12 protein-coding genes are annotated in these 14121 nt (G+C 64.5%); 6 read left to right on the top strand and 6 right to left on the bottom strand.

The window, feature by feature from the left end:
• Window positions 1-2: 2 nt before the first annotated feature.
• Window positions 3-665, bottom strand: a complete 663-nt coding sequence (locus tag ASE30_RS19310; RefSeq protein WP_057285861.1) for a glutathione S-transferase family protein — start codon at window positions 663-665, stop codon at window positions 3-5.
• 29 nt (window positions 666-694) lie between these two features.
• Window positions 695-3553 (bottom strand): excinuclease ABC subunit UvrA, encoded by a 2859-nt coding sequence (gene uvrA / locus ASE30_RS19305; RefSeq protein WP_057285860.1) that lies wholly within the window; start codon window positions 3551-3553, stop codon window positions 695-697.
• Between the two features lie 179 nt (window positions 3554-3732).
• Here uvrA and ASE30_RS19300 point away from each other — a divergent pair, with 179 nt between their 5' ends.
• Together ASE30_RS19300 and ssb are read left to right on the top strand one after the other, a co-directional pair.
• On the top strand, window positions 3733-4917 hold the full coding sequence (locus ASE30_RS19300) for an MFS transporter (RefSeq protein ID WP_057285859.1): 1185 nt from the start codon (window positions 3733-3735) through the stop codon (window positions 4915-4917).
• Window positions 4918-5214: 297 nt separating this feature from the next.
• Window positions 5215-5736 carry a single-stranded DNA-binding protein gene (gene ssb, locus ASE30_RS19295; RefSeq protein WP_057285953.1) on the top strand — a complete coding sequence of 174 codons (522 nt, stop codon included), beginning with the start codon at window positions 5215-5217 and terminating at the stop codon, window positions 5734-5736.
• A gap of 99 nt (window positions 5737-5835) precedes the next feature.
• Here the strand turns inward: ssb and ASE30_RS19290 are convergent, their stop codons facing one another.
• Entirely contained in the window at window positions 5836-6759 is a 924-nt protein-coding gene (locus tag ASE30_RS19290; protein WP_057285858.1) for a LysR family transcriptional regulator, read from the bottom strand.
• A 95-nt stretch (window positions 6760-6854) separates the two neighbouring features.
• Here ASE30_RS19290 and ASE30_RS19285 point away from each other — a divergent pair, with 95 nt between their 5' ends.
• The 4 genes from ASE30_RS19285 to ASE30_RS19270 all read left to right on the top strand — a co-directional run bounded on the left by ASE30_RS19285 (window position 6855) and on the right by ASE30_RS19270 (window position 9743).
• Complete coding sequence (locus ASE30_RS19285; protein ID WP_057285857.1) at window positions 6855-8021, top strand: mandelate racemase/muconate lactonizing enzyme family protein; 1167 nt, start codon at window positions 6855-6857, stop codon at window positions 8019-8021.
• Between the two features lie 286 nt (window positions 8022-8307).
• Window positions 8308-8613 carry a DUF4148 domain-containing protein gene (locus tag ASE30_RS19280; protein WP_057285856.1) on the top strand — a complete coding sequence of 102 codons (306 nt, stop codon included), beginning with the start codon at window positions 8308-8310 and terminating at the stop codon, window positions 8611-8613.
• A gap of 89 nt (window positions 8614-8702) precedes the next feature.
• Window positions 8703-9008 carry a DUF4148 domain-containing protein gene (locus ASE30_RS19275; protein ID WP_057285855.1) on the top strand — a complete coding sequence of 102 codons (306 nt, stop codon included), beginning with the start codon at window positions 8703-8705 and terminating at the stop codon, window positions 9006-9008.
• A 138-nt stretch (window positions 9009-9146) separates the two neighbouring features.
• The gene (locus ASE30_RS19270) at window positions 9147-9743 is read left to right on the top strand and encodes a TetR/AcrR family transcriptional regulator (protein WP_057285854.1); all 597 of its coding nucleotides are present in this window, start codon (window positions 9147-9149) and stop codon (window positions 9741-9743) included.
• 97 nt (window positions 9744-9840) lie between these two features.
• Here the strand turns inward: ASE30_RS19270 and ASE30_RS19265 are convergent, their stop codons facing one another.
• The 3 genes from ASE30_RS19265 to ASE30_RS19255 form a co-directional block, all read right to left on the bottom strand.
• A complete protein-coding gene (locus ASE30_RS19265; RefSeq protein ID WP_057285853.1) occupies window positions 9841-10695 on the bottom strand; it encodes a hypothetical protein in 855 nt (284 codons plus the stop codon).
• 285 nt (window positions 10696-10980) lie between these two features.
• Window positions 10981-11598, bottom strand: coding sequence for a TetR/AcrR family transcriptional regulator (locus ASE30_RS19260; RefSeq protein ID WP_057285852.1), 618 nt, complete (start codon window positions 11596-11598; stop codon window positions 10981-10983).
• A gap of 126 nt (window positions 11599-11724) precedes the next feature.
• On the bottom strand, window positions 11725-13899 hold the full coding sequence (locus ASE30_RS19255; protein ID WP_057285851.1) for a malate synthase G: 2175 nt from the start codon (window positions 13897-13899) through the stop codon (window positions 11725-11727).
• Window positions 13900-14121 lie beyond the last annotated feature (222 nt).

Genomic DNA, 14121 nt, shown 5'->3' with positions numbered 1-14121 from the left:
CGTCAGCGATGCTTGCGATAGGGTTCGTCGGCTTCCACGAAGGTGGCCTCGGCGCGCGCGTCGCGCATCCATTCCTGCATGGCGGGCAGCGCCAGCACCGCGTCCATGTAGTCGCGCACGGGCCCCGCGGCCGCGATCCCATAGGTAGTGAAGCGCGAGACCACCGGCGCGAAGAACGCGTCGGCGATCGAGAACGCGCCAAACAGGAACGAGCCGCCCTGGCCGAATTCCGCGCGCGTGTCGTGCCAGATGGCCTGGACGCGCGAGATGTCCTGTTGCGCGGCTTGCGGGATGTCGATGCCCGGCAGATGGGCCTCGACGTTCATGGGCATGGCCTGGCGCAGCGCGCCGAAACCGCTGTGCATCTGCGCGGCCAGCGAGCGCGCCCGGGCGCGGGCCTTGGGATCCCGCGGCCACAAGGAAGCGTCCTCGTGGCGTTCGGCGGCGTATTCGCAGATGGCCAGTGAATCCCACACCGCGAAGTCCCCGTCCAGCAGCACCGGCACCAGGCCCGCGGGCGTGACGGCACCCAGCCGGCGCGAGAATTCCTCGGTGAAAAGACCGAGCTTCTGTTCCGTGAAGGGGACGCCAGCGGCGCGCAGCGCAATCCACGGCCGCATGGACCACGAGGAGTAATTCTTGTTGCCGATGATCAAGGTGTACATGCCGCTATCCCTTCCGCATTGATGGTTTGTCACGCGCCCGGCGCGCGGCGCAGGAGCTTGCCCAGATACTGCCCGGTGTGGCTGGCCGGGGTGGCCGCGACAGCTTCCGGCGTGCCTTGCGCCACGACATGGCCGCCGCCGTCGCCGCCTTCCGGGCCCATGTCGATCAGCCAGTCCGCCGTCTTGATGACGTCCAGGTTGTGTTCGATGATGAGCACGGTGTTGCCAGCGTCGACAAGCTGGTTCAGCACCTGCAACAGTAGCTCGATATCGCGGAAATGCAAGCCGGTCGTGGGCTCGTCCAGGATGTAGAGCGTCCGGCCGGTGCTGCGGCGGGACAGCTCTTGCGAAAGCTTTACGCGCTGCGCTTCGCCGCCCGAAAGGGTGGTCGCGCTCTGGCCCAGCCGGATATAGGACAGGCCGACATCGATCAGGGTGTGCAGCTTGCGCGAAATGGCCGGCACCGACTCGAAGTACTCGAGCGCCTGCTCCACGGTCAGGTCCAGCACTTCGCTGATATTGCGGCCGCGATACCGGATTTCCAGGGTTTCGCGGTTGTAGCGCTTGCCATGGCAGACGTCGCAGGGCACGTACATGTCCGGCAGGAAGTGCATTTCGACCTTGACCACGCCGTCGCCCTGGCAGGCCTCGCAGCGGCCGCCTTTCACGTTGAAGCTGAAGCGGCCCGGATCGTAGCCGCGGGTGCGCGCTTCCGGCACGCCGGCGAAAAGTTCGCGGATGGGCGTGAACAGCCCGGTGTAGGTGGCCGGATTGCTGCGCGGCGTGCGGCCGATGGGGCTCTGGTCCACGCTGATGATCTTGTCGAAATTCTCCAGCCCCTGCATGGATGCGTAGGGGGCGGGTTCGCTTTGCGCGTGGTGCAGCTGGCGCGACACGGCGACCGCCAGCGTGTCGTTGATGAGCGTGGATTTGCCCGAGCCGGACACGCCCGTCACGCAGACCAGGCGGCCTGCCGGAAGGCGCAGTTCCACATTCTTCAGGTTGTTGCCGCTGGCGCCGGTCAGGGTCAGCCAGGGCAGCTCGTCAGTGACGGGGCGGCGTGCGGGAATGGCGATGGCTCGGGCGCCGCTCAGGTACTGGCCGGTAAGCGAGTTCGGGTCCCGCTGAACCGTTTCGGGATCGCCCTGGGCGACGACTTCGCCGCCGTGTTCGCCCGCGCCGGGGCCCATGTCCACCACCCAATCGGCCATGCGGATCATGTCTTCGTCGTGCTCGACGACGATGACGCTGTTGCCCAGATCCCGCAGGTGCTGCAGGGTGCCGATCAGGCGGTCGTTGTCACGCTGGTGCAGGCCGATGGAGGGTTCGTCCAGCACGTACATCACGCCCGTCAGGCCCGATCCGATCTGGCTGGCCAGACGGATGCGCTGCGCCTCGCCGCCGGAGATGGTGTCCGCGCTGCGGTCCAGCGACAGATAGTTCAGGCCGACGTTGTTCAGGAAACTCAGGCGCGCTTCGATTTCGCGCACGATGCGTTGCGCGATTTCCTGTTTGGCGCCGGTCAGGTTCAGATTGCGGAACCAGTCCAGACAGCTCGACAGCGGCATGGACTCGACTTCATAGATGGCCTGGCCGTGGCGTTCGCCGCCGCGCGGGTCATGGCCGATCAGCACGTTGCGCGCTTCGGGGCGCAGGCGCGAGCCGGCGCAGTCCGGGCAGGTCTTGATGTTGCGGTACTTGCCCAGTTCTTCGCGCACGGTCGCCGAGTCCGTTTCGCGCCAGCGGCGCTCCAGGTTCGGAATGACGCCTTCGAACGTGTGGCGCTTGACGGTGCTGCGGCCCTTTTCATTCAGGTAGAGGAACGAGATTTCTTCTTCGCCGGAGCCGTACAACACCTTGTCGCGCAGGGCTTCGGGCAGGTCTTCGAAGGGCGCCTCGATGTCGAACTCATAATGCGCGGCCAGGCTGGCAAGCAGCGAGTGGGTAAATGCATTGCGGCGATCCCAGCCGCGGATCGCGCCTGCCGCGAGGCTGAGTTCCGGAAATGCGACGACCCGCTTCGGGTCGAAGAAGCCCACCTGGCCGATGCCGTCGCAACTGGGGCAGGCGCCCATGGGGTTGTTGAAGCTGAACAGCCGCGGCTCCAGTTCGGGCAGGCTGTGGCTGCATACGGGGCAGGCATAGCGGCTGGAGAAGACCTGTTCGCGCTCGCTGTCCATGTCCAGCGCCAGCGCGCGGCCCTCGGCAAGTTGCAGCGCGGTCTCGAAGCTCTCGGCAAGGCGCTGTTTGCTTTCGGGCTTGATGCGCAGCCGGTCGATCACGACGTCGATATCGTGCTTTTCGGTTTTCTTCAACGGGGCCATGCCGTCGATTTCCACCAGTTGCCCGTCGACGCGCAGGCGCACGTAGCCCTGCGCCTGCAGGCTGGCGCATTCGTCCTCGAAGCTGCCTTTCTTGCCGCGCGCGATCGGCGCCAGCACCGCCAGGCGTGTTTCGGGCGTCCAGCCCAGCACCGCGTCGACCATCTGGCTGACGCTCTGCGCCTGCAGCGGCAGGCCGTGGTCGGGGCAATAGGGCGTGCCGACTCGCGCGTACAGCAGACGCAGGTAATCGTGGATTTCAGTAATGGTGCCGACAGTGGAGCGGGGATTGTGCCCCGCCGCCTTCTGCTCGATCGAGATGGCCGGAGACAGGCCCTCGATCAGGTCCACGTCCGGCTTGTCCATCAGTTGCAGAAATTGCCGGGCGTAGGCGGAAAGGCTCTCCACGTAACGTCGTTGGCCCTCCGCGTACAGCGTGTCGAACGCCAGCGAGGACTTGCCCGAGCCGGACAAGCCGGTGACGACCACCAGTTTGTGGCGCGGCAGGTCCAGCGAGACGTTCTTGAGGTTGTGGGTGCGGGCACCCCGAATGCGTATCGCTTCCATCGGGCTCTTTTAAACGGTTTCAAAGGCCAACTTGGTACTATAGCGCGCCGATACCTCTCGCGTTCAAGGCCGTCCTTCGGGTTGGACGGGCCCGAGGCCGGCGCCGCACCGCCAGATCAGACCGTGAGCGTATGACATGCACGCATGCGCACCACCTTTGTCATTGTTGAAATTTCCGCATGCCGGCAGATAAAAAACTGAAATTGACGCCTTCCGAGCGCCGCGCCAGCGTGGCGCTGGCCGGTCTGTTCGCCGCGCGGATGCTGGGGCTGTTCCTGTTGCTGCCCGTGTTCGCCGTGGCTGCCAGCGGCATGCCGGGCGGAGATGATCCGGCTCGCGTGGGTCTGGCGCTGGGCATGTATGGCCTGACCCAGGCCTTCATGCAGATTCCCTTTGGCCTGGCTTCGGACCGCTGGGGGCGCCGCCCGGTCGTGCTTTTCGGCCTGTTGCTGTTCGTGGCGGGCAGCGTGGTCTGTGCGCAGGCGACCGACGTCTACTGGATCACGATCGGCCGGGCCATTCAGGGCGCCGGCGCCATTTCCGCCGCCGTGACCGCCTGGTTGGCGGACGCCACCCGCGACGAGGTGCGCACCCGCGCCATGGCCATGGTGGGCGGGTCGATCGGCCTGTCGTTCGCCGTGTCGCTGGTTCTGTCGCCCGTGCTGGTGGGATGGTGGGGGCTGTCGGGCCTGTTCTGGACCATCGCCTGCCTGGGCGTGATCTGCCTGGGCGTGGCGCGCTGGGTGGTGCCCGTGGTGCCGCGCACGCAGGCGCGCACGATGCAGGCCGCCAAGCCCCGCGAAGTGCTGACCCATCGTGACCTGCTGCGCCTGAACTTCGGCGTTTTCGTATTGCATCTGATCCAGGTGTCGCTGTTTGTCGTGGTGCCGGCCCTGCTGGCGAAGGTCGGCGGCCTGGATGCGCGCGAACTCTGGAAGGTCTATCTGCCGGTGATCCTGGTGTCGTTCGTGCTGATGGTGCCGGTGGTGTTCGTCGCGGAAAAGCGCCGTGCCCATCGCGGCGCCCTGCGCGCCGCGGTCGCCGGCCTGGTGCTCGTGTGCGCTTTGCTGCCGGCGGCCAGCCATGGCTTCTACACGTTGGCCATCGCGCTGACCGGGTTCTTCGTCGCGTTCAATGTGCTGGAGGCCTTGCAGCCTTCGCTGGTGTCCCGCGTGGCGCCGCAAGCCTACAAGGGGTTGGCGCTGGGTTTCTACAATACCGCGCAGGCCGCGGGGCTGTTCATGGGCGGTGCGCTGGGCGGCTGGCTGGCGGCGCATTCCGGCGCCAGCGCGGTGTTCTTCGCCGCGGCCATCCTGTCCGCCGTCTGGCTGGCAGTTACCTGGGCGCTTCGGCCGCTGGCCTGACCCGCGGGGGTGCGTCCCCGAGACCGGCCAGGAAATGCGCCGATCGCGGTGCCAACGGCCTCCAATAGCGCTGAAATCGTTTCGCGGGCTGGATGGCTTTGTCACTATTGGCGTTTGGCGCGGCGGCCGCTTTTCGTCGATAATACGTACCAACTTGGGCTTCACCGGTATCGCCGGTCATCGCTATGATGACCGGCGTGTTTCATGAAGCCGGTCTTCAACATCGCTTTTATGTTGTTGCCGGCGCGCTTGCGGCAATGCACAGGCGCAGGCTGTCAACAACAGAGGGACAACGGCATGGCATCGGTTAACAAAGTCATACTCGTGGGCAATCTGGGGCGCGACCCGGAAGTCCGCTACAGCCCCGAAGGGGCAGCAATCTGCAATATGTCCATCGCCACCACCTCGTCCTGGAAGGACAAGGCCAGCGGCGAGAAACGTGAAGAAACGGAATGGCACCGCGTCGTCATGTACAACCGCCTGGCTGAAATCGCCGGCGAATACCTGAAAAAGGGCCGCTCGGTCTACATCGAAGGCCGCCTGAAGACGCGCAAGTGGCAAGACAAGGACACCGGTGCCGACCGCTACAGCACCGAAGTCGTCGCTGACCAGATGCAGATGCTGGGCGGCCGTGAAGACGGCGGCGGCGGCGGTGCAAGCTACGGTGGCGGCGGCGGCTACGACGACGCGCCTTCGCGTCCGCAGCAGCAGCGCGCCCCGGCCCAGCGCCCGGCGCCCCAGCAGCGCCCGGCTCCCGCGGCGGCTCCGGCCAGCAGCGGCGCCAACTTGGCGGACATGGACGACGACATCCCGTTCTGACGGGCATCCAAGCGGACGTTACGCACGACGCCCCGGCATTCCACAAGGAATGCCGGGGTTTTCTTTTGGGGGGCGCCAAGGCGCCGGGTTGAGCGCGCCTTATGCGCTTTGCGGCGCCGGTGTGCTCGATGGCGGCTGGAAGGCCTCGACCAGAAAATCGATGAAGGCACGCACCCTGGCCGTTTGATTGCGGCGTTGCGGGTAATACACGAACAGATCGGCCGACGGCAGCGTGAACTCGGGCAATACCACCCGCAGTCTGCCGCTTTCCAGGTATTTGGCCAGGTCCCACTCGGAACGAACAAGGATCCCGTGGCCGTCCAGGGCCCATCCCAGCACGATATCGCCGTCGTTGCTCGACAGGCCGCCTTCAACCTTCACCACCTCGGCATGGCCAGCGCGCATGAACCGCCACACGCCGTGCGCTTCGTCGTTCTGCCGATGGATGATGCAGCGGTGATGCGCCAAATCGGCCAGCGTGGCCGGCGTTCCGGAGTGCTTCAGGTAAAGGGGGGAGGCGCACAGGAAGCGGCGGTTGGTCATGACGCGCCGGGCGCTCAGGCGCTTGTCGGGCAGTTCCCCAAAACGAATGGCCAGATCGAATCCGCCGTCCACCAGATCCACGGGCCGGTCGGTGACTTCCAGCTCGACTTGGACCTGTGGATAACGCTTCGCGAATTCGGACACGAGCGGCGCGATGGAGGTGCGGCCAAAGCCCAACGTGGCGTTGATGCGGATCAGTCCGCGCGGCGCTGCGCCGCTGCTGGACACCACGCTCTCCATCTCGCGCAGGTCGGCAAGAATCCGTGTCGCGTACGCCAGGTAGGTTTCGCCCTCGTTGGTGAGGCTGATGCTGCGCGTCGTGCGGTTGACCAGCCGCACGCCCAGGCGGCGCTCCATGAGCGCCAGGCGCTTGGTCGCCGCGGGAGGCGTCAGGTCAAGCTGGCGGGCGGCGGCGGACAGGCTGCCTAGGCGGGCGACCAGGACAAAGAACTGCAGCTCGGAGGCCAGGTCAGCTTTCACCGAAAGTAAATAATCAAATGAACATGAGTCAATTCTAGGGCAAGCCTGCCCCACTACGCTAACGGTTCACATCGCCGCCCCAAAGGAGACACGCTATGAGAATCGTCGAAATCCGTGAGCAGACGCTCCCCATCAGTTCGCCCATCCGCAACGCCTATATCGACTTCAGCAAGATGACGCTGAGCCTGGTCGCCGTGATCACCGATGTGATCCGGGACGGCAAGCCGGTCGTCGGCTACGGCTTCAATTCGAATGGGCGCTATGGTCAGGGCACGCTGATGCGCGAGCGGTTCATCCCGCGTGTCATGGAGGCCGAGCCGGACGCGCTCGTCGACGCTACCGGCCGCAATCTGGATCCCCACAAGATCTGGGACACGATGTTCAAGAACGAAAAGCCGGGCGGGCATGGGGAACGCTCGGTGGCGATCGGCACGATCGACATGGCCGTATGGGACGCGGTGGCTAAGATCGACGGCAAGCCGCTGTTCCAACTGCTGGCCGACCGCTACGGCAATGGCAAGGCGGATCGCCGCGTGTTCGTCTACGCGGCCGGCGGCTACTACTATCCCGGCCAGGACCACGCCAAGCTCAAGGACGAAATGCGCAGCTACCTCGACCGCGGCTACACGGTGGTGAAGAAGAAGATCGGGGGCGGCACGCTGGACGAGGACCTGCGGCGTATCGATTCGGTCCTGAGCATTCTGCAGGATGGCCAGAAGCTGGCCGTCGATGCCAACGGCCGCTTCGACCTGGATACGGCCATCGCCTACGCCAAGGCGCTTTCCCAATACGACCTGTTCTGGTACGAGGAGCCGGGCGATCCGCTGGACTTCGAACTGCAGGCGGCGCTGCGCAACTACTACGGCAAGCCCATGGCCACGGGCGAGAATCTGTTCTCCATGCAGGACGCGCGCAATCTGATCCGCTACGCAGGCATGCGTCCCGACCGCGATTATCTGCAGTTCGATTGTGCGCTCAGCTATGGCCTGGTGGAGTACCTGCGCACCTTGGATATGCTCAGGCAACATGGCTGGTCGGCCGCCCGTTGCGTGCCGCACGGCGGGCATCAGATGTCGCTCAATATCGCGGCGGGTCTGGGCCTGGGAGGCAACGAGAGCTACCCGGACCTGTTTCAGCCGTTCGGCGGTTTTCCCGATGGCGTCAAGGTTGAAGGGGGCTATGTCACGATGCCTGAACTGCCGGGCATCGGCTTCGAGGGCAAGGCGGACCTTTACTCGGTGATGCGAGCGCTATCGGCCTGATCCGCGCCCGCTGGCGATCCCAGACGCAGGTACGCAGGCTGGGATCGCGCCGGGCGTTCGAGAAGGATAAGAAGGCACCATGAAATAAATTGTTTCACATTAAGCGCTTGCGCTATCTATCTAGTAGTAGGTAAGATTCATCCATCGACGCAGCGAACCCAACAAGCCGCCGCAGCCGAAACCAGAAATACAGTGGCATCGCCTTTTTATTTACCTTCATATCTACCTACAAGTAGATAGTTTATCGAAACCTCATCGCTTTTACTTAGTTACTCGGAGATCAACCATGAAGACCCTCGTATCCGCCCTGATTCTTTCCGCCTCTTTCATCGGCGCCGCCCAAGCCGGCGAACTGGACTATCCGCCCGCCCTGAATACGCAAAGCACGGTAACCCGCGCCCAAGTACAGCAAGAGCTGGCAGCCGCCCGCGCCAAAGGTGAACTGGTGTCTGGCGAAGAAGGCTACGCCGCCACCGCATTTGCCCACGCTGGCAACAAGACCCGCGCACAGGTTCAGCAGGAACTGGCTATCGCCCGCGGCCAAGGCCTGACCGAAGGCGGTGAACTGGACTACCCGCCTGTGCAAAGCTGAAATTTTGAACCGAAATCTATCTATAAGTAGATAGCCTTCAACCCATTTCCCTTTTTACCCAAGCATCTGATCCTTTCTGGAGATCAACCATGAAGACCCTCGTATCCGCCCTGATTCTTTCCGCCTCGTTCATCGGCGCCGCTCAAGCCGGCGAACTGGACTACCCGCCCCCCTTGAATACGCAAAGCACGGTGACCCGCGCCCAAGTGCAGCAAGAACTGGCGGCCGCTCGCGCCAACGGTGAGCTGGTGTCCGGCGAAGAAGGCTATGCCTCGACCGCGTTTGCCCAAGCCGGCGACAAGACCCGTGCGCAGGTTCGGGAGGAACTGGCGGCAGCCCGCAGCCAAGGCCTGACCGAAGGCGGCGAACTGGATTATCCGCCTGTGCAAGGCTGAGCTGATGCCGGCAATGCGTGCCCCCGGGGGGCGGGAGTTTTCCCGGCCGGGGGCCGCACCCAGTTTTGGGCCATCTCAGGGACTACCCCCAGAGCGCGGCCGATGACGAACCGACCTATTAGTAGGTAATATTCAGCCATGGACACCCCAACTTCCAACACCACACGCGAACTGCTTCTGGCGCATGCCGAGAAGCTGATCCGCACGCGCGGATGCAATGGCTTTAGCTACCGCGACCTGGCTGAGCATGTGGGCGTGAAGACGTCCAGCATCCACTATTACTTTCCGGGCAAGGACGACCTGCTGTATGAAGCGGTCGAAGCCTACAGCACGCGCGCGCTGGGCGCCGTACGCGCGATCGATACCGCGCAGCCGGCTCAGGCGCAGCTTGAACAATATCTGTCGATGATGGAGTCGCACGCCTGCGGGTCCAGCGAGCTCTGTCTGGGCGGCATGCTGGCCGCCGACATCATGAGCCTGTCCGATCGCGTGCGTGGCGCGTTGCAGGGTTTTTTCCGCGCGCATGAAGCGTGGCTTGCGCGCGTGCTTGCCGAAGGCGTTGAACAAGGCACCCTGAAGTTTTCCGGCACGCCGGAAGCGGCCGGCAGGGCCGTGTTCGCCACCGTGCAGGGTTGCCTGCTGGTGTCCAGGCTGTTTCAGCAGCCTCCGGCCTTGTGCGAGGCCATCAGCGCGCTCTATGTCGGGTGCGAAGGCAAGACCGCGCACGCCGGCTGACCTCGGCGCGGGCCATCCAAAGCCGCAATACATCACGGCCGCCTTGCTCAAGCAGGCGGCCGTTGTCATTGCGGGCGGGGATCGCGCCCGCGATGTTTCAGCTCAGCGCGCGCGCCATGTCCACGCTGGTGCGCTCCTGCACGCCGAGATCCCGCATGCGTTGCAGGAAGGTGGCTTGCGCATCGGCAAAGCCCACGACAGGACTCATGCAGTCGGTCAACAGCACGATGCGAGACAGGTTGCCGCCCGGCAGGTGCTCGGCCATGTGTTCGAGCGTGGCCTTGACGCAGTGGCTGCCGGCCTCGCCCCCGACCAGGATGAGTTCGGCCCGGTCCAGCGAATCGAGCAGATTGCGGTTCAACTGGCTGCGCGGATCGTCGGCGTCGGGCACCTCGGCCATCAGCGCGCTGTAGTGTTCGGTCCAGGGATTGGCGCCTTTGGGCACTTTGCGGACGATGAACTGGCGATCGTCTTCCCAACGGCTGTATGCCGCCCGCAGGTCGGCGTGCACGTTGTGCCCCCAGGTGCCGATCTCGCAATGCACGGGCCACACCATCAAGGTATAGCGGCCGCGGGCCTCGAGTTCGTCCAGATAGGAAAGCGTTCGCGGCAGGTCGTCGTCATGCCTGGGCAGGAATTCGCCCGCGCGTAGCTGCGCCGCGGTGATGGGCGTAAATGGCGCTACCGGGTCGCCATTGCCAGCGCGCCAGAAGGTCGGGTGTGCAATGTCCAGACGATGGTGCGAGTCCAGGGTGACCGTGATGGACGTCAGCGCATGCGCGGTGGCATCGATGAATCGCGCCAGCCGCAGCATGTCGGCGTGCGCGCCGGGGACGGGCAGCGCGGGCTGGATGGCGCGCCCGGTCAGCGGATCCGGCGGAAGGTAGGCCTCGGGCAGATCGCAGAAGTCATTTTGCGGGTCGACGATCAGCAGATGAATGGAACGCGGCATGGCGAAACTGAAGAGGGTGAAGTTCGGAATATAGACCGGGATGGCGCCGGATCACCAGTGCGCGAGCAAGGATTCTTCAAGTGCGCGCCGGCCTTAGAAGAGCACGAGATGCTCGGCGCGGTCGGGCAGTTGGCGCAGCAGCGCGCGCCAGTGACGCCAGACAATTGCCGATGCGCCGATGGCGCCGACTGGAATAAGAAGCCACATGGCTTGCTCCTGAAAATATTCGCACGACTGTGCGAAATTGGCTCGAAGAAACGCCGGCCTCGAGCCGGCGACGGGCGACTACTCGATGTACTTGAAACTGCGATACGTGGAAATCAGGCGTTCATAAGCGGCCTTCACGCGTTCGTGCGCCTTTGGATCGCGCAGGAAGCGAGCGTCGTGCATCAGGCCGATCATCAAGCTGTAGACCTCGAATACGAGCTGTTCGGCGTCGGTGTCCGGCCGCAGATGGCCGGCCTCCAGAGCCTGAGTCACCGTCCGCACCATGGCGGCGCGCCAACGCCTGAGATTGTGTTCAAGCACGGCGCGCAGGGGGGATTCGACGTCGTCGTATTCGAAGGCGCCGGCCACATAGATGCAGCCCGTCAGCCGCTCGACGTTGCTGGCACGGTCTATCCATAGGGACACCAGTGCGTTCAGGCGCGGCAGCCCGCGCGGATAAGCCATCGCCGGGGTGAACACGGCGGCGACGAAGCGGCGGTCGTACTCGTCCAGTACGGCCTGCTGCAGGGCTTCCAGGGATCCCACGCGCGAGAAAACACCGCTCTTGCTGATGCCCAGGTGCTTGGCAACCTGGCCTAGCGAAAGACTTTCCATGCCTTGCGCGGCGGCCATGTCCAGGGCCGCGTCCACGATGGACGCGAACGTCAGTTCGCTTTTCTCGGTTTTGGCTGTCATGGCGTCAATTTAGCACGGTCGTGCGAAATATGGGCAAATGTATTCAATCGCTTCGCGGCACCCGTTTGGGGCACAAAAAAAACCGGACAGCCTGCGCTGTCCGGTCGGGTGTGGCTGGGGGCGGACTCAGGCTTGCGCGGCCTTGAATTCCAGACGGTACTTGTGCAACAGGGGCTCGGTGTAGCCGTTGGGCTGCGTCAGGCCTTCGAACACCAGCGCGCACGCTGCCTTGAAGGCCAGCGAGGTATCGAAATGACCGGCCATCGGCTGGTAGAGCGCGTCGCCGGCATTCTGGCCGTCGACGACCTTGGCCATGCGCTTGAACGTTTCCGTGACCTGATCGCGGTTGGTGATGCCATGGCGCAGCCAGTTGGCGATGTGCTGGCTGGAGATGCGCAGCGTGGCACGGTCTTCCATCAGGCCCACGTCGTGGATGTCGGGCACCTTGGAGCAGCCCACGCCCTGGTCGATCCAGCGCACCACATAACCCAGGATGCCCTGCACGTTGTTGTCCAGTTCCTGCTGGATATCGGCCGCGGACCACTTGGAGGGATCGCCGACCGGAACGGTCAGCAGGCCGCCCAGCAGGTCGTCCCGCACGGCATCCAGCTTGGTACGTTCGAGCTCTTGCTGGACCGCCTGCACGTCGACCTGATGGTAGTGGAGCGCGTGCAGCGTCGCGGCCGTGGGCGAAGGGACCCAGGCGGTGTTGGCGCCGGCCTTGGGGTGCGCGATCTTCTGTTCCAGCATCGCCGCCATCAGGTCGGGCATGGCCCACATGCCCTTGCCGATCTGGGCGCGGCCGCGCAGGCCCGTGTCCAGACCGACCAGCACGTTGTTCCGCTCGTAGGCGGTGATCCAGGCGGTGGACTTCATGTCGCCCTTGCGCAGCATGGGACCGGCTTCCATGCTGGAATGCATTTCATCGCCGGTGCGGTCCAGGAAGCCCGTGTTGATGAAGGCCACGCGCGAGGCCGCCGCTTCGATGCACGCCTTCAGGTTGATGCTGGTGCGGCGCTCTTCGTCCATGATGCCCATTTTCAGGGTGTTGCGCGGCACCTTGAGCAGGTCTTCGACGCGGTCGAAGAGTTCGCTGGCGAATGCCGCCTCAGCCGGCCCGTGCATCTTGGGCTTCACGATGTAGACGGAACCCGTGCGCGAATTGAGCTTCGCGCTGCGGTCCTGCAGCGCGGCCAGGCTGGTGACGACCGCGTCCAGGATGCCTTCGGGGATTTCGCGGCCGTCGCGGTCCAGGATGGCCGGATTGGTCATCAGGTGGCCCACATTTCGCACGAACATGAGCGAACGGCCATGCAGCTTCAGCGGCGAGCCGTCTGGACGGGCGTATTCGCGGTCGGCGTTGAGCCTGCGGGTGAATGTCTTGCCGCCCTTGGTGACCTCTTCGGTCAGGTCGCCCTTCATCAGGCCCAGCCAGTTGCGGTAGATGAGAACCTTGTCTTCGGCATCGACGGCGGCGACGGAGTCCTCGCAGTCCATGATGGTGGTCAGCGCGGCTTCGACCACCACATCCTTGACGCCGGCGGCGTCGGTGGCGCCGATGGCGCTGGCGCGATCGATCTGGATTTCAAAGTGCAGGCCGTTGTTCTTCAGCAGGATCGCCGTGGGGGCGGCGGCGTCGCCCTGGTAGCCAGTGAACTGCGAGCCAAACTTCAGGCTGGTGACGCCGTTGGCCAGCGCGATGCGCAGTTGCCCGTCTTCGACGGTGTAGCCGCGGACATCGGCATGGGAACCCTGCGCCAGCGGGGCGGCGGTATCGAGAAAAGCCCGAGCGCGTGCGATGACGGCGGCGCCGCGATCCGGGTTGTAGCCCGTGCCGGTGTCGCCCGGCGTGGCGGGGATGGCGTCGGTGCCGTAGAGCGCGTCGTACAGGCTGCCCCAGCGCGCATTGGCGGCATTCAGGGCGTAGCGCGGGTTGGACATCGGCACCACGAGCTGGGGGCCGGCTTGCTGGGAGATCTCGGTGTCCACGTTGTCGGTAGTGGCGCGCACGGCGGCTGGCTGCGGCAGCAGGTAGCCGATGCCTTCCAGGAACTTGCGGTAGGCGGCCGGATCGGCGATGGGGCCGGGATTGGCGCGGTGCCAGGCGTCGAGTTCGGCTTGCAGGCGGTCTCGTTCGGCCAGCAGTGCGCGGTTCTTGGGCGCCAGATCGTTGACCAGGGCCGCAAAACCCTGCCAGAAGCTGTCGGCGTCAAGGTTGGTGCCGGGTAGCGCTTCCTGCTCGATGAATTGGTTGAGATTGGCCGCCACTTGCAGGCCGTGGTGCTGGATGCGTTGAGTCATGCGGGTCTCTAGCGGTAAGTAGGGCTGGCCGACGCCGGGCGCCGGGCGAATCTGTCCTGACATCATCGTTCGCGCATGCCGCAATGTCCATATCAAAACCGGCTGGTCATACCAGTTTGTTCGCGCAATGCCGGGCAGAACATGAATTTTTATGTTTTTATATCATCAGCTTACAGAGGCAAGGCCAGTCCGCCGGAATCGCATCGGCACTTGGTCATACCA

Source organism: Achromobacter sp. Root83, assembly GCF_001428845.1.
In the GTDB taxonomy this organism is placed as follows: domain Bacteria; phylum Pseudomonadota; class Gammaproteobacteria; order Burkholderiales; family Burkholderiaceae_B; genus Achromobacter.
Note: the sequence above shows the minus strand (reverse complement) of the source record. Positions and strands in the feature narration are given on the sequence as shown.